The sequence below is a fragment of the Promicromonospora iranensis genome (genome assembly GCF_028994805.1).
Taxonomy (GTDB): domain Bacteria; phylum Actinomycetota; class Actinomycetes; order Actinomycetales; family Cellulomonadaceae; genus Promicromonospora; species Promicromonospora iranensis.
The window spans coordinates 66,682-84,890 of the sequence record NZ_JAJQQP010000003.1; the positions used below are offsets into that span (position 1 = coordinate 66,682).

Below are 18,209 nucleotides of genomic sequence, written 5' to 3' on the forward strand. Positions count from 1 at the left end.
GTGACCTGGGTCAAAGAGTGGCGGCGGTCACTCGGGGACCGAACACCGCTGTGCCCACCCGCACGATCGTCGCGCCCTCGGCGATCGCCGGCTCCAGGTCGCCGGTCATGCCCATCGAGAGCTCGGTCGCCGTGCTCGTCCCCGGGGCCCCGGAGGCCAGCACCGCGTCGCGGATCGCGCGCAGGCGGGCGAACCCGGCGCGGACCGTGTCCTCGTCCGTGTCGTCCAGGCGTGCGCCGATGGTCATGAACCCGGTCAGCCGCAGGCCCGGCAGGGTGGCCACCGCGCCGGCGAGCTCGACGGCGTGGTCGGGCGCGACGCCGGACTTGCTCTCCTCGCCCGTGACGTTGACCTGGACCATCACCTCCAGGGCGCGGTCGCCGGTGCGGCCGTCGCGCACGCAGCGCTCCGAGATCGCCCGGGCGAGGTCCAGCGAGTCGAGCGTCTCCAGGCCCGTGGCCGTGGCCAGCACCTGGTTGATCTTGTTGCGCTGCAGGTGGCCGATCATGTGGACCTGCAGCGCGCCCTCCGCCACCCGGTCGGCGACGGCCGGTGCCTTCGCGACGAGCTCCTGGACCCGGTTCTCGCCGATCAGGTCGACACCGGCCGCCAGCGCCTCGAGCACGGCCTCCGGCGTCTGCGTCTTGGTCGCGACGAGCAGGCGCACCTCGCGGGGATCGCGGCCGGCGGCGACGGCGGCCGCCGTGATCCGGCCGCGGACGACGGCCAGCCGGGTGGCCACCGACCCGTCGGTGGAGGGCTCTGGCACGGAGGGCTGGGGCTGGTCGGACACGCAGCGAGTCTATTTCGGCGGAGCCGTGCGGTTGCACGTCGGCCCGGGAGCGGCTCAGGGTGGGATCAGGGGGTCTCCCGGTTCCGAGGACCTGCTCCCCTACGGAAGGATGGGTCCTATGAAGACGCTGCTGAACATCATCTGGGTCATCTTCGCGGGATTCGGGCTGTGGCTCGGGTACATGCTCGCGGGGATCATCTGCTGCCTGCTCATCGTCACCATCCCGTTCGGCATCGCTTCCTTCCGCATCGCGGGGTACGCGCTGTGGCCGTTCGGCCGTGAGGTCGTCGAGAGCCCGCGCTCGGGAGCGTTCGCCCTGGTCGGAAACGTGATCTGGGTGATCGTCGCCGGCTGGTGGCTCGCCCTCGGGCACATCGTCACGGCGATCCCGCTGGTGATCTCGATCATCGGCATCCCGATGGCCTGGGCGAACCTCAAGCTCATCCCGGTCTCGCTCATGCCGCTCGGCAAGCAGATCGTGTCCAGCGACGCCCTGCTGCCGACCTACCGCAAGGCCGTCGAGGCCTGACCCGGATCGGGCCCGGCCCGCTCGGGACCTGACTTGACCGGGCCGGGGCCGGCTCAGTCGCGGGCGATCGGCGCCGTCGTGCCGCCCGTCAGCTGCAGCAGGTCGGCCGGCGCGAGGCCGACGTCGAGCCCGCGCCGGCCGCCGGAGACGTACACGACGTCGTACGCCTCCGCGGACTCGTCCAGCACCGTGCGGTGCCTCACCTTCTGGCCCAGCGGCGAGATGCCGCCCACGACGTACCCGGTGGCGCGCTCGGCCGCCGCGGGCTCGGCCATCGCGGCCTTCTTGCCGCCCGCCGCCCGGGCCAGGGCCTTGAGGTCGAGCTTGCGGTCCACGGGGACGATGCCCACGACGAGCTGCCCGTCGACGTCGGCCAGCAGCGTCTTGAAGACCTGCGGGGCGTCGACGCCGATGGCCTCCGCCGCCTCCAGGCCGAAGCTCAGGTCGCTCGACGGGTCGTGCTCGTAGGGGTGCAGCGTGTGCGGGACGCCCGCCTTCTCGAGCGCCACGACGGCGGGGGTCCCGTGGCTGGCGCGTGCTGTCTTCTTGACCACGACGCGATTCTGCCTCCTCCGGCGCTCGCCCGCGTACGGATTTCCGGCCGGCTCGGTAGGGAAGCAATCAGTTAGTTTGAGCAACGTGTTAGCCCTCCTGGTCCTCGCCATCCTCGTCGGGGGCTCGTTGCAGCGGGTCACAGGAATGGGCTTCGGGCTCGTCGCCGGCCCGTTCATCGTGCTCCTCCTCGGCCCTGTCGAGGGCGTGCTCTTCGTCAACCTCGCGGGCGCGATGATGGCGCTGCTCGTGCTCGGGCGCACGGTCCGCGGCGTGGACTGGCGCCGGTACGGCTGGCTCGTCTCGGCGTCGATAGCGGTCAGCGTGCCCGCGGCGCTGCTCATCCGGGACGCCAGCGCATCCGTGCTCGAGATCAGCGTGGGCGGCGTCGTCGTGCTCGCGATGACGCTCGCCCTGTTCGCCTCACGGCTGCGCGGTGCCGAGCGGCCGTTCGCGCCCGAGGCGCGCCTGCCGCTCCTGGTGACCGGCGCGGCGGCCGGGTTCGGCAGCGTGGCCGCGGGGATCGGGGGCCCGCCCATCGCCGTCTACTCGGTGCTGGACCGCTGGGACCCGCGCACGTTCGCGGCGACCGTCCAGCCGATCTTCCTGACGAACGCCCTGGCGGCGATGACGGCGAAGCTCCTGGTCGCCGACGCCACGTTCCCGGATCTGGCCGTCTGGGAGTGGGTGACCGTTTTTGTCGCCCTCCTGGCCTCCGTCGGGCTGGGCGAGCTGCTCGCCGGGCGGATCTCGGCGAGCGCCACGCGCAAGGTGCTCGTGACGCTCGCCTACGTGGGTGGTTTCGCGACCCTGGGCCGCGGTGTCCTCGACCTGGCCGGCTGACTGGCCGGCACTCTGCGGATCAGGGCACCGGCACGGTCAGCCCAGGTCGAGCGGGCCCAGGACCATCGACGGCTCGCCCGACGACGTGAGCCTGGCCGTCCCGAGGTTGCCGACGGTGCAGCTCCCGCTGCGCGGGTCACCGGCGTTCCAGACCTGGCGCAGGCAGTTGCGCATCGCGAGCTGTCCCCAGTAGCTCGGGTGCAGGGACTCCTGGACGGAGTACGGCGAGCCGCCGATCGTGGAGACGGTGCGGATCTGGTTGATCCACTCGGTCCGGTCGACGGCGCCGGGCGACTGCCAGCCGGGCAGGCCCACCTCCTCGTACAGCCCGACGCCGTTCTCGCACAGCCGCCTGCCGTCGAACGCGTGCGTCATGTCGAGGGTGCGCACGTTCGGCAGCCCGACGTCGGACGCGGCGTCGAGCAGCGCACCGTTGATCGTGGGGAGCGCCGTGGCGTTGGCCCAGTCGGCGTCCCGGTTCCAGATGCCGCACCCGCCGACCGACTGCCGCGTGTACCCGGACTCGCGGTACCGGAAGCCCGAGCCGTCCGGCACGGGCGACGGGTAGGTCTGGACCACGAGCGTCCACTGGTCGGTGCCGTACCCGGCGTTGCTCATGGCGGTCGCGACGTTCCCGAGTGCTTCCGTCACCTTGGAACGGACGGCGGCGACGTTCGCCGCGCTGAAGTTCTCCGCGACCGAGCTGTCGTCGTGACAGTAGTTCTTCCACCAGGACGGCGAGGTGAGGAAGTTGACCACGCAGGACTGGACGACGCTCGCGAACTCGAAGTCGTTCCCGCCGATCGAGACCACGACCATGCGGACGTTCCTGCTGGCGGCGGCCTCCTGGAGCATGAGGGCCTGGCCCTGGCCCGCCGAGCCGTCGTAGAAGTCGATGCCGGGCTTGAAGTACTTGCCGGTCGAGGTGGCGGTCGTCGCCCCGCTGCAGGCGAGGTTCAGGCCGTTCACGCCGCCGCCGATGTGGGCCTCGGCGGAGGACGCGCGGTGGCAGCGGGCGATGACCTCGCCCGTGCCGCTGGGGTTGTCGTGGTACGCGTGCGGGCCGAGAGCGTCGGCGCGGCGGTAGTCGGCGTTGGAGCTGCCGGCCCAGCGGCCGGCCTCCCCGGAGATGTAGGAGTCGCCGAGCGTGACGACCCACGGTGTCCCGACGCCGGGACCGTCGGCCGCTGACGGCACGGCGGCCGCCGAGGGCGTGGCTGGGGCCGCGGGCGTGGCTGGCGCCGACGGGGCAGCTGATGCCGGGGTCGCGGTGATCACGAGGCCGACGAGCAGGCTGAATACGCCGAGGCAGGCGGCGCCGAGCGAGGTGAGGTGGCGGAGGTGGCGGTCGGGGCTTCGCAGGTGCGTCTTCATTGGCACTCCTGTGTCCAGGCTGCGCTGGTGGCGCTGCTGACCGGAACTCTAATAGCAGGAGTTTAGGGTAAGGCCGAGATAACGTAAATAGTCGGTAAATCGCCCGATCGCCCGCTGGGTCAGCCGGGCGGGCGTCGGGCGGCGAGTGTCGGTCGGCGGGTTAGATCTGGCCGACGCTCAGCACCGTGAGCACGACCTCGCCCGCCTCGTCGCTCGCCGCCAGGTCGATCTGCGCGGTGATGGCCCAGTCGCGGTTGCTGTCGGCGTCGTCGAGCACCTGGCGGACCCACCAGGTGCCGGGCTCGACGCGGACGGAGTCTCCGCCGGCGCTGCCCGGCAGCTCGGCGCCCGGCTCGAGGATCGTCAGCAGGGCGGCCGACCGCGCCTCGGGGCCGAAGCCGACGGCGTCGTCGCCCTGCTCCTCGAACAGCGGGTCGAGGGCGTCGGCCCAGGCGTCCGCGTCCCAACCGCCGCCGAGCGCGGCCAGCGCGCCGTAGGACTCGCGGGCGACCAGCTCGACGCGGCGGAACATCGCGTTGCGGACCAGCCGGCGGAACGCCCGGGGGTTGCCGGTGACGGGTCGCACGGGAGCCTCGGCCCCGGCCTCGGCCAGCTCGCCGTCCGTCACGAGGTCGGCATCGTCGTCCACCGGGTTGGCCAAGCGCTCCCACTCGTCGAGCAACGACGAGTCGACGCCGCGCACGAGCTCGCCGAGCCACTCGATGATCTCCTGCACCTCTTCGGTGCGGTGCTCGTCGGGGACCACCTGGCGCACCGCACGGAAGGCGTCGGCGAGGTAGCGCAGGACCACACCCTCGGTGCGCTCCAGCCCGTACACGCTCACGATCTCGGCGAACGTCATGGCCTTCTCGACCATGTCGCGCACCACCGACTTGGGGGACAGCTCCGCGTCCGCCACCCACGGGTTGGTGCGGCGGTAGGTCTGGAACGCAGGCTCCAGGAGATCGGCCAGCGGCTTCGGCCACGTGACCTCCTCGAGCAGCTCCATGCGCTCCTCGTACTCGAGACCCTCGGCCTTCATCGCGGCGACCGCCTCGCCGCGGGCCCGGTTCTGCTGGCCCATGAGCACCTGGCGGGGGTCGTCGAGCGTGGCCTCGATGACGGAGACGACGTCGAGCGCATGCGTCGCGCTCTCGACGTCGAGCAGGTCCATGGCGGCCAGGGCGAACGGCGAGAGCGGCTGGTTCAGCGCGAAGTCGCGGGGGAGGTCCACCATGAGGCGGGCGGACGGCCGGAGCCGGCCGTCCGCGTCGGGCACCCGGACCTTCTCCACCACGCCGGCGATCCGCAGGGAGCGGTAGATCCGGAACGCCTGCCGCACGTGCTCGGCCTGCTGCGTCTCCGTGTCGTGGTTGGCCGTCAGGAGGTGGCGCATGGCGTCCACCGGGTCGATCCCGCTGGCCGCGCCCGCGGGGCCGTGGCCGCCGGAGCGGGCCGAGGCCCGGGCCAGGACGTTCAGCACCATCGCGTGGTTCACGCGGAACTGGGACACGAGCTGCTCGGGGTCGGCGTCGCGCAGGCGCTCGAAGGTGGCGTCCGTCCAGTTCACGGAGCCGGACGGCGCCTTCTTGCGGACGATCTTCTTGAGCTTCTTCGGGTCGTCGCCCGCCTTGGCCAGGATCTTGCGGTTCTCGATGACGTGCTCGGGCGCCATGACGAGCACCTCGCCCACGGTGTCGTACCCGGCCCGGCCCGCGCGGCCGGCGATCTGGTGGAACTCGCGCGCGCTCAGGTGCCGCATGCGTTCGCCGTCGAACTTCACGAGGCTGGTCAGGAGCACCGTGCGGATCGGCACGTTGATACCGACGCCCAGGGTGTCCGTGCCGCAGACGACCTTGAGCAGGCCCTTCTGCGTGAGGCGCTCCACGAGGCGGCGGTACTTCGGCAGCATGCCGGCGTGGTGCACGCCGACGCCGTGCCGCAGGAACTTGCTGAGCGTCTTGCCGAACCCGGTGCCGAACCGGAAGGCGCCCATCTCCGCGATGATCGCTTCCTTCTCCGCCTTCGAGGAGACGTTCATCGACAGCATGGACTGCGCCCGGTCGACGGCGTCCTTCTGCGTGAAGTGCACGACGTAGACCGGCGCGCGGTGGGTCTGCACGAGCTCCTGGATGACGTCCGTGAGCGGCTCGACCACGTACGAGAAGGTCAGCGGCACGGGCCGTTCGGCACCGGCGACCTCGGCGACGGGCCGGCCGGTGCGCTCCTCGATGTCCTCGCGGAGGCGGGACGTGTCGCCGAGCGTGGCGCTCATGAGGATGAACTGGGTGTCCGTGAGCTCCAGCAGCGGCACCTGCCAGGCCCAGCCGCGCTGCGGGTCGCCGTAGTAGTGGAACTCGTCCATGACGACCTGCGAGATGGCCTCGTCGTCGTCGGCGGTCCCGTCGCCGGTGGTGCCGCTGTCGCCGCGGCGCAGCGCGAGGTTCGCGAGGATCTCGGCGGTGCAGCAGATGATCGGGGCGTCCGGGTTCACCGCGGAGTCGCCGGTCATCATGCCGACGTTCTTCGAGCCGAACGCCGCCACCAGGTCGAAGAACTTCTCGCTGACCAGCGCCTTCAGCGGGGCCGTGTAGTACGTCCGGCCGCCGCGCCCGGAGCGGTGGGCGGCCAGGGCGGCGAACTGCGCACCCATCGCGACCATCGACTTGCCGGAACCGGTCGGCGTCGCGAGGACGACGTGGGAGCCCGTCATGACCTCCAGGAGGGCTTCCTCCTGGTGCGGGTAGAGCGCACGTCCGCCCGCGGAGGCCCACTCGCTGAAGCTCTCGAACAGGACGTCCGGATCAGGGTCCTTGCCCGTGGGTGCGGGCAGGTACGGGATCAGGGTCCCGGCGGGCTTCGGGGTGGCCGACGCCGGTCTGGGCTCGCTGGTGGCGGAGAAGGCTGTCGCGGAGGTCGAGGTTGTCGAGGAGGGCGCCGTCATGGTGCTGCCCATTCTTGCAGGCGGGTGAAGCGTGCCGTTCGCTCAGGTGGCATTCTCCGTCGGTGTCGGGCGTGCGGGTGCCGTCGTGGTCCGCTTCTCGCCCGCCTGGACCGCTATGACGCCGGCGAGGATCAGGACGCCACCCACGAGCTGGATCGCACGGGGGAGCTCGTCGAGCAGCAGCCAGGCGAAGCCGATGGCGGCGACCACCTCGAACAGCCCGACGAACGAGGACAGCCGCGGGCCGAGCCGGCGCCCGGCGGCGATCCCGGCCACGTAGGCCAGCGCCGCCGTCACGACACCGAGGCCGAGCAGGGGCAGCCACCACGCCACCTCCGTGCCGGCGTAGACCGGCGACGCGGTGCTGTAGGTCAGGGGCATGATCCCGGTCGCGCCGAGCAGGCCCAGCGCCAGGGAGGCCGTGGTCAGCCCGCCCGCTGCCAGCGCGAAGGGCGGGAGGCCCGTGTCGGCGTCGGCGTTGATGACGAAGTAGGTGGACACGCCCAGCATCGCGACCAGCGCCCACGCGATGCCGACGGGGTCGACGGCGCCCTGCGTGCCGCTCACCAGGTCCAGCACGAGGACGAGCCCGACGGCGGCGAGCAGCGTGCCGGCGATGGTGGCGCGCGTCGGACGCTGGCCGTGCCGCAGCCAGAACCAGAGCACCACGGCCGCCGGGGCCGTGTACTCGATGAGCAGGGCCGGGCCGACCGGCATGTACTGCACGGCGGAGAAGTACGCGAACTGACAGCCCGCGACGGACACCACCCCGTAGACCGTGATGAGCCGGAGGTTTCGGCGCACCGGCCGCCAGTCCCCGCGCAGCGACACGATCCCGAGCGGAAGGACGACGAGCGCCGCGATCGCGACCCGCACGAGGACCATCGCGCCGGGGCTCCAGCCGGTGTCGAGCAGCCCGCTGGCGAACACCCCCGACAGGCTGAACGCCGCGGCCGAGACCCCCGCGAGGACCAGCCCCGTGGTCAGACGGCGACCGGGTGCGGGGCGAGGGCTACGGAGGTTCGCTCCGGCAGTGTCAGGTGTCACGGCGCTCATGGGTCCTGACAGTAGGGTGGTGGGGGTAATGTGTCAACGTGGTTTTTACTCATGACACCGCGGGTGCCCTCCAGTCCGCCGTCGAGCTGGTGAACAGCGGCGAGCCACCGGTCACGATCGCGACGGTCGCGGACCTCGGCGCGTTCTTCGTCAAGCACGTCTACACCGGGCGACACGACGGCACGCAGGCCGAGCTCGGCGAGGTGCTGGCGCTCCGGCCCCGCCTGCGCGAGCTGCTGACCGCCGACCGCGACACGGCCGCGCTCCTGGTGAACGACATGCTGGCCGAGGCGGGCGCGGTGCCCCAGCTCGTGCGGCACCCGCCCGTCGACTGGCACATCCACGCGGTACCGGCCGAGGCCCCGCTCGCCACCCGCATCCTGGTGGAGACCGCCATGGCGATGATCGACGTCATCCGGGAGGACGAGCTGTCCCGCCTCGCCGTCTGCGCGGACGACGGCTGCGCGGGGCTGGTCCTCGACCTCTCCCGCAACCGCTCACGCCGCTACTGCTCGACGACGTGCAGCAACCGCAACGCCCAGGCCGCCCATCGGGCGCGCCGCGCGGATCAGCCGTCGACGGCGTAGCGGGGCCGCCCGCTCAGCCCAGGTCCCACAGGAGCCGGTAGTAGGCGACCCGGTCCCGGTCCTCGTCGATCCCGTACGCCTCGTAGACCAGGTGGTCGTGGCCGGGGCCGTAGTTCCAGCCCAGGCTGTAGGTCGCGATGGCCAGGTCGGCCCAGCGGTCGGCGACCCCGAGCGCGCCCAGGTCGACGTGCCCCGCCCAGCGGCCGTCGTCGGACAGCAGGGTGTTGGGCGCGCAGGCGTCGCCGTGGCAGACGACGAGCCGGTCGTGGTCCGGCGCGTCCTCGAGGCGGGCGCGTCCCTCGACCGACCAGCCGTCGGACGGATGACCGCCCGCTGCCCGGGCCTCGGCGACGGCCAGCCGGTCCTCGATGCTCCAGGACCAGGGGCACTCGTCGACGGGGAGGGCGTCGTGGAACGCGCGCAGCCCGGCTCCGATGGCTCGGGCGGCGGTCTCGGGCTCGGCCAGCCAGCGGGGGTCGACGGCGGAGCGCGCCTCGATCGCTTCCGTCGCCAGCCACTGCGCCTGGTCGTCGGCGCCGACCTCGAGCACGTGCGGCACCGGCGTGTACGGCGCCGCCCACCGCATCCGGGCCGCCTCGTCGGCGAGGTCGACACCCTCGATGGTGGCCCGGTCGGTGCGCGGCGCCCACTTCACGAAGCAGGCGTTCGGCTGCGTCGGGCCGGGGTCGACGCGGAACGTGAGGCCGCCCAGCTCGTTGCTCCAGACCGGCGTGACGAGCCCGTCGCCGGCGAGCTCCCGCACGACGTCGGGCACGGTGATCGCGTCGGTCGGGATCGTCATGCCGTCAGCGTGCCAGACCCGGCGGCGGGGCCGCGACGTGATCTCCGGGGGCCGGGCAGGGGGAGGCGCAGGGTGCGGGGGCGTCCAGGTCCTCCGAACGATGTACACGCCGTGGTGGGAGATCGCCCGTCCGGCCGACGACGCGGCGGCCCGGCCGCGCCAGGGTCAGGACATGCCTGCCACCACACCACCGAGCGCGTCATCCGAGCGGACGCCGGAACCGGCGACCACGCCCACGAGCACGGGAGGCCGGATCGCCGCGCTCGACGTGCTGCGCGGGGTGGCGATCATCGGCACGCTCGCCAGCAACATCTGGATCTTCACCGTGCCCGGCGGCCCGGCGGAGTGGATCTCCGACGGCTTCGCCACCGCGGACCCGGTGCAGCGGGTGCTGCAGGCGCTGGCCAACGGGAAGTTCCTCGGGCTGCTCACCCTGCTGTTCGGGGTCGGCCTCGAGCTCCAGTACCGGTCGATGGTCCGTCGCGGCATGCCCTGGCCGGGCCGGTACGTGCTGCGCGCCGGGATCCTGTTCGTCGAGGGCCTGGTGCACTACGTCCTCGTCTTCGAGTTCGACGTCCTGATGGGCTACGCGATCGCGTCCGTGCTGGCCGCCTACCTGATCGGGCGGAGCGACCGGGTGGTGCGCGCCTGGGGCGGGGCGCTGGCCGGGGTCTTCGTGGCCGGGATCGTCGGCGTCACGGCGCTGCTCGTGGCCACTGGTGGGTCGGGCGGGGCTGACGGCACCGCGCCGGCCGGCGGCGCCCAGGCCGACGCCGCGACCCTGTCGACGGCCAGCTGGCTCGACCAGGTGCTGCTGCGGCTCGCGCACATGGAGGTGTTCCGGATCGAGCTGATCCTGATCGTGCCGTCGGCCACGGTGCTGTTCCTCGTGGGTTCCCGGCTGGTGCGCGCGGGCCTGTTCACGACGACCGAGGGCGGAGCACGGCTGCGCCGCCGGCTCGCGTGGGTGGGCCTGGGCGCGGGCGTCCCGCTCAACGCGCTGACGACGTGGGCCGGGCCGGACTGGTTCCTCGTGGACCGGTACCTGGTCCCGCCGCTGGTGGCGCTCGGCATCCTGGCGCTGGGCACCACCCTCGTCAGCAGGGCCCAGGCGCGGGCCGAGACCCGCCCGCAGGGGGCGGCGCAGGCTGTGGGCCGTGGGCCGGGTGCCCTGCTCCGCCGCGGTGTCGAGGGCGTCGGGCGGACGGCGCTCTCGTGCTACGTGCTGCAGAACGTGCTGGCCTCGGCGCTCTGCTACGACTGGGGGCTGGGGCTCGCCGGTGGCGGACCCTGGCAGGCCGTGGCGATCTGGGCGGGCATCTCGCTGGCCCTGATGGTCCTGGCGCCGCTCTGGCTGCGGCGGTGGCCGCGCGGGCCCATCGAGCTGCTGATGCACCGCGTCTACGACGCGCGACGCGTCTCCTCGGCGTCCCACAGCGCCCGGTAGTACGTGGTGCGTTCGTGGTCGGGCGCCACGCCGTAGGCCGCGAGCACCAGCGGTTCCAGCCCGGGGCCGTAGCGGCGCGTGACGCTGCGTGTGGTCACCGCGATGTCGGACCAGCGGTCGGCGACCCCCATGTCCCCGATGTCGACGTGGGCCGCGAACCGGCCGACATGGTCGAGGAGGGTGTTCGGCACCGTGGCGTCACCGTGGCACACGACCGCCCGGTCGACGGGCGGCGGGGACTCGAGGGCGAGCGGGGTCGTCGCGCGCTGCGCGGTGCCGAGCGGGGCCGTCGGCGCCGCCGTCAGGGCCGCCACGCGAGTCTCGGCGGTGCGGACGAACGGGCAGGTGTCCGTGGGCAGCGCGTCGTGGAAGCGGCGCAGGCCGATGCCGATCGCCACCGCGGCGCGCTGGGCCAGGCGGCGCCAGCGGGGCTCGATGGCCGACGCCGCCACCGCGCCGCCGATCTCGACCGCCGCCGTGAGCAGCCACGAGCCCCGGGCGTCCCGCCCGACGTCCAGCACCCGGGGGACCGGCGCGAACGAGGCTGCCCAGACCAGGCGGTCGGCCTCGGCGAGCGGGTCGGGGCACGCGGCGCCGTGGGGCACCCACTTGAGGTACGAGCTCCGGCGGGTGCACGTCTCCTCGAGCCGGACGGTGAGGCCGCCGTACTCGTTGCGCCACACCGGCACGACCGTCGCTCCGGACCGCAGCCTGCGGGCCACGGCATGGACGACGGACGGCACTTCGACGGGCGTCGGTCTGATGCCGACGAGCGCGTTCGACACGACTCCATCGTCCCATAGAGCGGGTGAAAAAGTGCTCCTGGTTCGCGCTGTCCCGGGGCACTGGGCAACATCGCGAGGCCGGGTGCCCGCGCGCAGGTCGGCGTCGGGCACCCGGCCTCCGGGCGGTCCAGGTCCTCGGGTCAGACGGCGCTCAGCCCGCCCCCGACACGCACGGCGCCCGGCAGGCCGGAACCGGCAGCGGCCCCCGACGGTGCCGCGGCCGCCGCGCCCGTCACCGTGATGTCGACGCACTGGTAGAAGGCGTTCACGGTGTCGGCGATGTTCCAGCGGGCCAGGATGGTGTGGTCACCGGCGGGGAGGCCGGTCAGGGTGTGCTCGACGGTTGCCCCGGGCTGCGCGCCGCCGCCGTCCACGGTCTTGACGAGCTGGCCGTCCACGAAGTACTCCCAGGTGGCCGTGGAGTGGCGGGCCGTGATCTGCCAGCGGAACGTCGTGTCGCTGCCGACGGTCGTGCGCGGCCAGGGCAGCGAGTCGTCGTCGACGACGGTGAAGCCGCCGCCGCCCGAGCACTGCGTCGAGCCCTTGGGCGCCTCGACGCTCTGCGGCTCGTACTGGAGGCCGCCGCAGTCGAAGCTCACCGTGCCCGTGGCGCAGTGGTCCGCACGGCTGGGCGGGCTGGTGATCCAGCCGTGGGCCTGCGCCTGCGGCAGGAGGGCGCCCGGGGAGGCGACGAGGAACCCGCCGGCGAGTGCCACGGCCGCGAGGGCGGTGAGCAGGGGTCGGGTGCGGGAGGTGGCTGAGCGTGCACGGTTCACGGTGATGCCTTCCGTCTGCGGATACGGCTGACGGTGTGAGCGAGGCCCCGAAGGAGCGACCTCGCCGTACCGGGTGAAATTGCTGTGCCCTGAACCTAGGAAATGTTCGCGTTGCTGACAATGAGGGTGAATTCGTACGCGGATCCCCGTATTTCTCCCGACGGCCGACCACCACGGGGCGTCGTCACCCACGGCCGGCAGCACGAACGGCTGGTGCCCGACGTCGGACACCAGCCGTTCGTGCTGCTCCGTGCTGCGTGCTCAGCGGCTCTTCCGCGGACGCGTCAGAGGTGCATCGCCAGCTGGCGCCCGCCGACGCTCCGCGGCTCGGTGTCGACCGCGGTCGTGCCCGCGACCGCGCTGCCGCTGCGGACGTTCACGTCCATGCAGGCGTAGAACGCCATGGCGGTGTCGTACACGTTCCACCGGGCGAGGATCGTGTGGTTGCCGCTCGGCAGGCCCGACAGCGTGTGGGTGACCGTCGGAGGCGGTGTGGCGCCGTTGTCGTTCACCGTCTTGAAGAGCCGGCCGTCCACGAAGTACTCCCAGCTGGCCGTGCGGTGGAAGGCGGTCAGCGTCCACTGGAACGTGTGCGTGCTGCCGATGCTCGTGCGCGGCCAGGCGAGCGAGCTGTTGTCGAGAGTGGTGAAGCGGCTGCCGCCGGAGCAGAGCATCGACCCCTTCGGGGCCTCGACGCTCTGCGGCTCCCACTCGACGCCGTTGCAGGACCAGCTCACGGTCCGCTTGGCGCAGTGGTCCTGCCGGCTGGGCGGCGACACGACCCAGCCGTGGGCCTCGGCGCTCGGCGTCATGGACCTCGGGGCGGCGACCAGCGCCGTCAGGGTCAGGGCTACGACGGCGAGAACGCCGAGCAGGACTCGGGTGACGGGCGTACGCAGTGCGGTGACTCTCATGGGGCTCACCTCGGTGTGTGGAGTTGGATGTTTCCTGGACTGCTCCTGTGTGCTGGGGTGCGACGTCATCGACGCTAGGAAGCGGGCGGCCCCACGACAAGTGGGGCAACTACCTACGCAGAGCAGCCGACTACGCAGGACAGGCCGGCCGCTCCGGAGATCAGGTCCGGAGATCAGGGACCGCGCAGGCGGGATCAGGGGCAGCACAGGGGAGTCCCCGATGCGGCAGGCGTCCGGCCGGCAGAAGACTGGCCACCATGCCCTCCAGCTCCGAGTCCCGCGCCGCCGTGGTGGCGGTGGTCACCGCTTTCGTCCTGATGACCGCGCTGTGCGTCCCGTTCCTCCTCACCGACCACGACGTGCCGACCGCCGTCGTCCTGGCCGGCCGGTACGTCCCGGCCCTCGCGAGCCTGGTCGCGATCCTGGCGGTGCTCGGGCGCGGGCACCTGGTCCGGCTCTGGCGGCTGCGGCCGGCGTCGCCGCGCGAGCTGTTCGCCTCCTACGGGCTGGCGCTCGCGGTGATGGTCCCGGCGCTCGTCGCCCCGGCGCTGGCGGGCCTGGCGGTCGGCGCCGAGCTCAAGCCCGCCGGTGTGCTGCTGGCCGCGGTGCCGATGATCGTGCTGGGCACCGTCCTGTTCGCGCTCTCGACCTTCGGCGAGGAGGTCCTGTGGCGGGGCCAGCTCCAGACGGCGCTTCGTCACCTGGGCTTCTGGCGCTCGTCGTTGCTCGTCGGCGTGATCTGGATGGTCTGGCACCTGCCGCTGCACCTCACCTACCTGTCGGTGGGGGCGCTGACGGGCGAGCAGGTCGTCGCGTCCACCCTCGGCATCGCGGCCTGGGCTCCGCTCCTCGCCGCCCTGGTCGAGCGGCGCGGCACCATCTGGCCCGCCGTGCTTGCCCACGCGGTGCCGCTCTCGTCACTGCAGCTGCTGGCGGACCCGTCGGTTCAGGGCCCGGTGCCGTTCTGGACCGTGACCGTGGCCAGCTGGGTGGCGCTGCTCGTCGCGGCGCTGGTCGTCTGGGACCGGGGGTCGGCGGCCGTGCCGAGCACCGTGTCGCAGACCGCGACCAGCCGGTAGCGGAGGTCGTCGGACCGCCGGGCGAAGTCGCGCTGCCGCCGCACGTACTCGGCCTTGCCCTGTGGTGTCTCGATCTCGACGGCGTCGACCCCGTACGCGGACACGTCGTACGGCGAGGCGGCCATGTCGGTCCAGCGGATGTCGCGGGCCAGCTCGAACGCGTCCAGCAGCAGGTCGCCGGGAACGGCCGGGCCGAGCTTGAGGCACCACTTGTACAGATCCATGTTGGCGTGCAGGCAGCCCGGCTGCTCCATGCCGACCTGCGCGGCGCGGGTGGGCTGCAGCTGGTTGCGCCCCGTGGCCTCCGGCGTGAAGAACCGGAACGCGTCGAAGTGCGAGCAGCGCACCGGGTTCGCCTCGACCACGGAGTCGGTGCCCGCGTGCCCGAGCCGCAGCGGCAGCGGGTGCCGCTGGTCGCGTCCCGCCTCGCGGTCGCGGTAGACCATCGCCCACTCGTGGAGACCGAAGCAGCCGAACGTCCCCGGGCGCGACGCCGTCGCCGACAGCAGGTCGCGCACGTAGCGCACGGTGTCACCGCGGTCGGCGAGGAAGGCGGCGACGTCGAGCGTGACCGTGTCGAGCGTGACCGTGTCGCGGGTGCGGGCGTCGCCGGCCGCGCTCCGGGTGGCCGTGTGCCACCGCCACGAGCGGCGGTCCTCCGGGCCGGGTGCGTCGTCCGCGGCGGTGGCGCCCTCGCCGTCGGGCAGCAGGAGCGTGACGCCGGCGCCCGGGTGCCAGCGGCGCAGGTGCGTGAGCCGGGTCGGGTAGTACGTGAAGAGGAAGTCCTCGATCGCGTGCTTGCGGCCGGCGTCGCGGGCCTCGCGCCAGACGGCGGTGAGGGCGTCCGCCCGCTCGGCGTGCGCGTCCGCGAGGGGCTGCCACTCCTCGGGGCGCAGCACCCGGGCCGGACTCGCACCGGCCTCGCGCACGACAGGTTCGTGCCCGACGGCGTCGGGCGCACCGGGCGCGACCGGCTCGCCAAGGGCTGTGCTCACCGGTCCAGGGTAAGTCCGGTCCAGCACTCTTCGAGGGCGGCTGAAGCGCCACACGCCGCCGTCCTGGTCGCCACGAAGGCTCGAACCCCGGTGTGTGGTGCCAACGCTCTGCTACCCATGATGTGCTCCTACCTGTATACAGGTACCCTTGAGGTGTAAGCAGTTAGGAGTCCAGGTCATGGTGTCCTCTTCGGTCGTGCTGACTCTTGACGACGCGCGTGCTGCCGGGCTGCGCAAGGACCAGGTGTATCGCATGGTTGAGAGCGGTGAGCTGGAGCGGGTTGCGAGGGGTGTGTTCATCCGTCCAGACCGGATCGATCCGACATTGGTTCCTCTCGCGGCGGCTACGGCGCTCCGACCTCGAGCGACGATGTGTCTGACCAGCGCGTTGGTCCACCATGGGCTGAGCGATGCGATTCCGTTCGGTCCGGACGTTGCCCTGCCGCGAGGAGTTCGTCGGCCGGCGGGATTCGATCACGTGACCTGGCACAGCTTCGATCCCGCGACGTTCGACATCGGGCGCATCAGACTGGCTGATACGGACGATCTGGAGTTGTGGGTCTACTCCGCCGAGCGCACCATAGTCGACAGCTTCCGCCTGGCGCATCGCGAAGGCCTTGATGCTGCCCGTACAGCGCTACGCCGCTGGGTACGCCAGCGGGGGAACTCACCTGCTGCCCTTCTCACGACGGCTGGCGCGTTCCCGCAGTCCTTGCCTCGCATTCGACAAGCCCTGGAGATTCTGCTGTGACTCGACCTACCCGTGGCACATCGGCAGGTCGCGCCTACAACGACCTGCGGAACCTGGCCCGCCGCGACGGCCGTGACGTTGCCGAATACCTGACGCTCTATGGCCTCGAAGGTTTCCTGGCCCGCCTGGCCGCGTCGAAGCACGCCGAAGACTTCGTTCTCAAGGGTGGTGTCCTGATGGCGGCCTTCGCCGCCCGCCGGCCCACGCGTGACGTAGATCTCGCCGCGTCAGGCCTCCCGAACGACATCGACGACGTCGCCGAGCACGTGCGCCAGATCGTCGCTGTCGATCTCGACGACGGGCTGGAATTCGACCTGGCGTCGGTCTTCGGCGAGGAGATCCGCGACGAGGCCGACTACACAGGTGTGCGCGCGAAAGTCACAGCACGGCTCGCTACGGCCCGCATCGCGCTGCACGTGGACGTGAACTTCGGGGACCCGATCTGGCCCGCACCCGCTCGCACCGAAGTGCCCCGCCTGCTCGGAGGCGTCGTGGAATTGATGGGCTACCCGGACCACATGGTTCTCGCTGAGAAGATCGTCACCGCCGTCGAACGGGGCACTGCGAACACTCGCTGGCGAGACTTCGTCGACATCGCCGCCCTCGCGCGGACCCGACACATTCGCCAGTCCGACCTGGCTCCTGCGATCGAACACGTGGCCGTGTACCGCGGCGTCGTACTGCAGCCCTTGAACGTCGTGCTTGACGGCATGGCCGCCGTCGCCCAGACCCGATGGGCCCAATGGCGGCGCAAGCAACGTCTCGAAGCCAGCACACCGGAACGATTCCAGGAGTTGCTGGACGAGATCGTCGCCTTCACAGGCCCAGCACTTGACGGCAGTTCCGAGAACCGGACGTGGGATCCCGAAACGAGCGCTTGGCAGACGCCACGGGTGGTTTCGACGACCGCGTAAGGGGCCGGCGCGTTCGCTCCGCAGACCGTCGTAGGGTGCCAGCATGTCCGATCTTCCTCTGCGCCGCCTCGGGCGCTCCGGCCTGTCCGTCCCCGTCATCGGTCTGGGGTGCAACAACCTCGGCCGGACCGGCACCGTCACCGAGACCGGGGAGGGCGCGACCGCCCTGGTCGACGCGGCGATCGACGCCGGCGTGACGTTCTTCGACACCGCCGACCGGTACGGCGCCCGTCCGGGCCTCTCCGAGGAGCTGCTCGGCGCCGCGTTGAAGGGCCGCCGGGACGACGTCCTCGTCGCCACGAAGTTCGGCCTCGACATGGGCGGTGCGAACGGCACCGACTTCGGGGCACGCGGTTCGCGCCGCTACATCGTGCGCGCCGCCGAGGCGTCGCTGCGCCGGCTCGGCACCGACTGGATCGACCTCTACCAGCTGCACACGCCGGATCCCGCGACCCCGATCGACGAGACGCTCGCCGCGCTCGACGACCTCGTCCGCTCCGGCAAGGTCCGCTACGTGGGCCACTCGAACCTCCAGGGCTGGCAGGTGGCCGACGCCGAGCACGTCGCGCGGTCGCTGGGCTCCGGCACCCGGTTCGTCTCCGCGCAGAACGAGTACTCGCTGCTGTCCCGCGGCGTCGAGCGGGAGGTGCTGCCCGCTGCGAAGGCGTACGGCGTCGGTGTGCTGCCGTACTTCCCGCTGGCGAACGGTCTGCTCACGGGCAAGTACTCCGGTGGTGCGCGGCCCGACGGCTCCCGGCTCGTGGTCGCCAAGCAGCACCTGCTGGAGACGGCTCCGTGGGAGGCCCTGGACCGGTTCGGCGCGTTCTGCCGGGAGCGCGACGTCACCGAGACCGTCGTGGCGTTCTCGTGGCTGCTGTCCCGCCCCGAGGTGTCCTCGGTGATCGCGGGAGCCACGCGGCCCGAGCAGGTGCGCGCCAACGCCCAGGCGTGGTCCTGGACGCCGACGGCGGAGGACCTCGCCGAGCTGGACGAGATCTTCCCGGCCTGACGCGCCGGCACCTGTCGTCACCTGTCTGCAGCCGTCGGCACCTGTCGGCTCGGTAGCGT

Annotated in this window: 17 protein-coding genes and 1 pseudogene; 8 read left to right on the forward strand and 10 right to left on the reverse strand. The window is 72.1% G+C overall.

The window, feature by feature from the left end; translation table 11 throughout:
- Positions 1-10: 10 nt before the first annotated feature.
- Positions 11-793: a YggS family pyridoxal phosphate-dependent enzyme gene (locus LUM46_RS05255; RefSeq protein ID WP_274992732.1), complete on the reverse strand. Its 783-nt coding sequence runs from the start codon at positions 791-793 to the stop codon at positions 11-13.
- A gap of 118 nt (positions 794-911) precedes the next feature.
- On the opposite strand from LUM46_RS05255, the gene LUM46_RS05260 reads away from it, so the two are divergent.
- Entirely contained in the window at positions 912-1,322 is a 411-nt protein-coding gene (locus LUM46_RS05260) for a YccF domain-containing protein (RefSeq protein ID WP_274992733.1), read from the forward strand.
- A gap of 53 nt (positions 1,323-1,375) precedes the next feature.
- Here LUM46_RS05260 and ybaK read toward each other — a convergent pair whose 3' ends face one another.
- Positions 1,376-1,876, reverse strand: coding sequence for a Cys-tRNA(Pro) deacylase (gene ybaK / locus LUM46_RS05265; protein WP_274992734.1), 501 nt, complete (start codon positions 1,874-1,876; stop codon positions 1,376-1,378).
- An 85-nt stretch (positions 1,877-1,961) separates the two neighbouring features.
- Between ybaK and LUM46_RS05270 the strand changes: the two genes are divergently transcribed.
- Entirely contained in the window at positions 1,962-2,717 is a 756-nt protein-coding gene (locus LUM46_RS05270; protein WP_274992735.1) for a sulfite exporter TauE/SafE family protein, read from the forward strand.
- A 36-nt stretch (positions 2,718-2,753) separates the two neighbouring features.
- Here LUM46_RS05270 and LUM46_RS05275 read toward each other — a convergent pair whose 3' ends face one another.
- The 3 genes from LUM46_RS05275 to LUM46_RS05285 all read right to left on the reverse strand — a co-directional run bounded on the left by LUM46_RS05275 (position 2,754) and on the right by LUM46_RS05285 (position 8,091).
- Positions 2,754-4,091 (reverse strand): SGNH/GDSL hydrolase family protein, encoded by a 1,338-nt coding sequence (locus tag LUM46_RS05275; RefSeq protein WP_274992736.1) that lies wholly within the window; start codon positions 4,089-4,091, stop codon positions 2,754-2,756.
- Positions 4,092-4,251: 160 nt separating this feature from the next.
- The gene (locus LUM46_RS05280; RefSeq protein ID WP_274992737.1) at positions 4,252-7,035 is read right to left on the reverse strand and encodes a DEAD/DEAH box helicase; all 2,784 of its coding nucleotides are present in this window, start codon (positions 7,033-7,035) and stop codon (positions 4,252-4,254) included.
- Between the two features lie 42 nt (positions 7,036-7,077).
- Positions 7,078-8,091: an EamA family transporter gene (locus LUM46_RS05285; protein WP_274992738.1), complete on the reverse strand. Its 1,014-nt coding sequence runs from the start codon at positions 8,089-8,091 to the stop codon at positions 7,078-7,080.
- A gap of 38 nt (positions 8,092-8,129) precedes the next feature.
- Between LUM46_RS05285 and LUM46_RS05290 the strand changes: the two genes are divergently transcribed.
- Positions 8,130-8,678: a CGNR zinc finger domain-containing protein gene (locus LUM46_RS05290; RefSeq protein WP_274992739.1), complete on the forward strand. Its 549-nt coding sequence runs from the start codon at positions 8,130-8,132 to the stop codon at positions 8,676-8,678.
- A gap of 13 nt (positions 8,679-8,691) precedes the next feature.
- Here the strand turns inward: LUM46_RS05290 and LUM46_RS05295 are convergent, their stop codons facing one another.
- Positions 8,692-9,480: an aminoglycoside 3'-phosphotransferase gene (locus LUM46_RS05295; protein ID WP_274992740.1), complete on the reverse strand. Its 789-nt coding sequence runs from the start codon at positions 9,478-9,480 to the stop codon at positions 8,692-8,694.
- Between the two features lie 100 nt (positions 9,481-9,580).
- On the opposite strand from LUM46_RS05295, the gene LUM46_RS05300 reads away from it, so the two are divergent.
- On the forward strand, positions 9,581-10,927 hold the full coding sequence (locus LUM46_RS05300; RefSeq protein ID WP_274992741.1) for a DUF418 domain-containing protein: 1,347 nt from the start codon (positions 9,581-9,583) through the stop codon (positions 10,925-10,927).
- On the opposite strand, the gene LUM46_RS05305 is transcribed toward LUM46_RS05300, so the two are convergent.
- The 3 genes from LUM46_RS05305 to LUM46_RS05315 form a co-directional block, all read right to left on the reverse strand.
- Positions 10,882-11,712, reverse strand: coding sequence for a phosphotransferase (locus tag LUM46_RS05305; RefSeq protein ID WP_274992743.1), 831 nt, complete (start codon positions 11,710-11,712; stop codon positions 10,882-10,884). The two genes, LUM46_RS05300 and LUM46_RS05305, sit on opposite strands and share 46 nt — an antisense overlap.
- Before the next feature lie 140 nt (positions 11,713-11,852).
- Positions 11,853-12,488, reverse strand: coding sequence for a lytic polysaccharide monooxygenase auxiliary activity family 9 protein (locus LUM46_RS05310; protein WP_274992744.1), 636 nt, complete (start codon positions 12,486-12,488; stop codon positions 11,853-11,855).
- A gap of 284 nt (positions 12,489-12,772) precedes the next feature.
- Positions 12,773-13,402 (reverse strand): lytic polysaccharide monooxygenase auxiliary activity family 9 protein, encoded by a 630-nt coding sequence (locus tag LUM46_RS05315; protein WP_274992745.1) that lies wholly within the window; start codon positions 13,400-13,402, stop codon positions 12,773-12,775.
- A 611-nt stretch (positions 13,403-14,013) separates the two neighbouring features.
- Here LUM46_RS05315 and LUM46_RS05320 point away from each other — a divergent pair.
- A pseudogene (locus tag LUM46_RS05320) lies at positions 14,014-14,298 on the forward strand (CPBP family glutamic-type intramembrane protease); the annotation flags it as partial.
- A 50-nt stretch (positions 14,299-14,348) separates the two neighbouring features.
- Here the strand turns inward: LUM46_RS05320 and LUM46_RS05325 are convergent.
- Positions 14,349-15,410: a 3-methyladenine DNA glycosylase gene (locus LUM46_RS05325; protein ID WP_374727023.1), complete on the reverse strand. Its 1,062-nt coding sequence runs from the start codon at positions 15,408-15,410 to the stop codon at positions 14,349-14,351.
- 244 nt (positions 15,411-15,654) lie between these two features.
- Here LUM46_RS05325 and LUM46_RS05330 point away from each other — a divergent pair, with 244 nt between their 5' ends.
- The 3 genes from LUM46_RS05330 to LUM46_RS05340 are packed head-to-tail and all read left to right on the forward strand — an operon-like array spanning position 15,655 to position 18,150.
- Entirely contained in the window at positions 15,655-16,227 is a 573-nt protein-coding gene (locus LUM46_RS05330; RefSeq protein WP_274992746.1) for a type IV toxin-antitoxin system AbiEi family antitoxin domain-containing protein, read from the forward strand.
- Positions 16,224-17,141 (forward strand): nucleotidyl transferase AbiEii/AbiGii toxin family protein, encoded by a 918-nt coding sequence (locus LUM46_RS05335; RefSeq protein WP_274992747.1) that lies wholly within the window; start codon positions 16,224-16,226, stop codon positions 17,139-17,141. Before LUM46_RS05330 ends, LUM46_RS05335 begins: the two co-directional genes overlap by 4 nt.
- Before the next feature lie 43 nt (positions 17,142-17,184).
- Complete coding sequence (locus LUM46_RS05340; protein ID WP_274992748.1) at positions 17,185-18,150, forward strand: aldo/keto reductase; 966 nt, start codon at positions 17,185-17,187, stop codon at positions 18,148-18,150.
- Positions 18,151-18,209: the final 59 nt, after the last annotated feature.

Coding starts and splice junctions, on each gene's coding strand:
- LUM46_RS05260 (WP_274992733.1), top strand. CDS start 912: ATGAAGACGCTGCTGAACATCATCTGGGTCATCTTCGCGGGATTCGGG.
- LUM46_RS05275 (WP_274992736.1), bottom strand. CDS start 4,091: ATGAAGACGCACCTGCGAAGCCCCGACCGCCACCTCCGCCACCTCACC.
- LUM46_RS05280 (WP_274992737.1), bottom strand. CDS start 7,035: ATGACGGCGCCCTCCTCGACAACCTCGACCTCCGCGACAGCCTTCTCC.
- LUM46_RS05285 (WP_274992738.1), bottom strand. CDS start 8,091: ATGAGCGCCGTGACACCTGACACTGCCGGAGCGAACCTCCGTAGCCCT.
- LUM46_RS05295 (WP_274992740.1), bottom strand. CDS start 9,480: ATGACGATCCCGACCGACGCGATCACCGTGCCCGACGTCGTGCGGGAG.
- LUM46_RS05300 (WP_274992741.1), top strand. CDS start 9,581: ATGTACACGCCGTGGTGGGAGATCGCCCGTCCGGCCGACGACGCGGCG.
- LUM46_RS05315 (WP_274992745.1), bottom strand. CDS start 13,402: ATGAGAGTCACCGCACTGCGTACGCCCGTCACCCGAGTCCTGCTCGGC.
- LUM46_RS05330 (WP_274992746.1), top strand. CDS start 15,655: ATGGTGTCCTCTTCGGTCGTGCTGACTCTTGACGACGCGCGTGCTGCC.
- LUM46_RS05340 (WP_274992748.1), top strand. CDS start 17,185: ATGTCCGATCTTCCTCTGCGCCGCCTCGGGCGCTCCGGCCTGTCCGTC.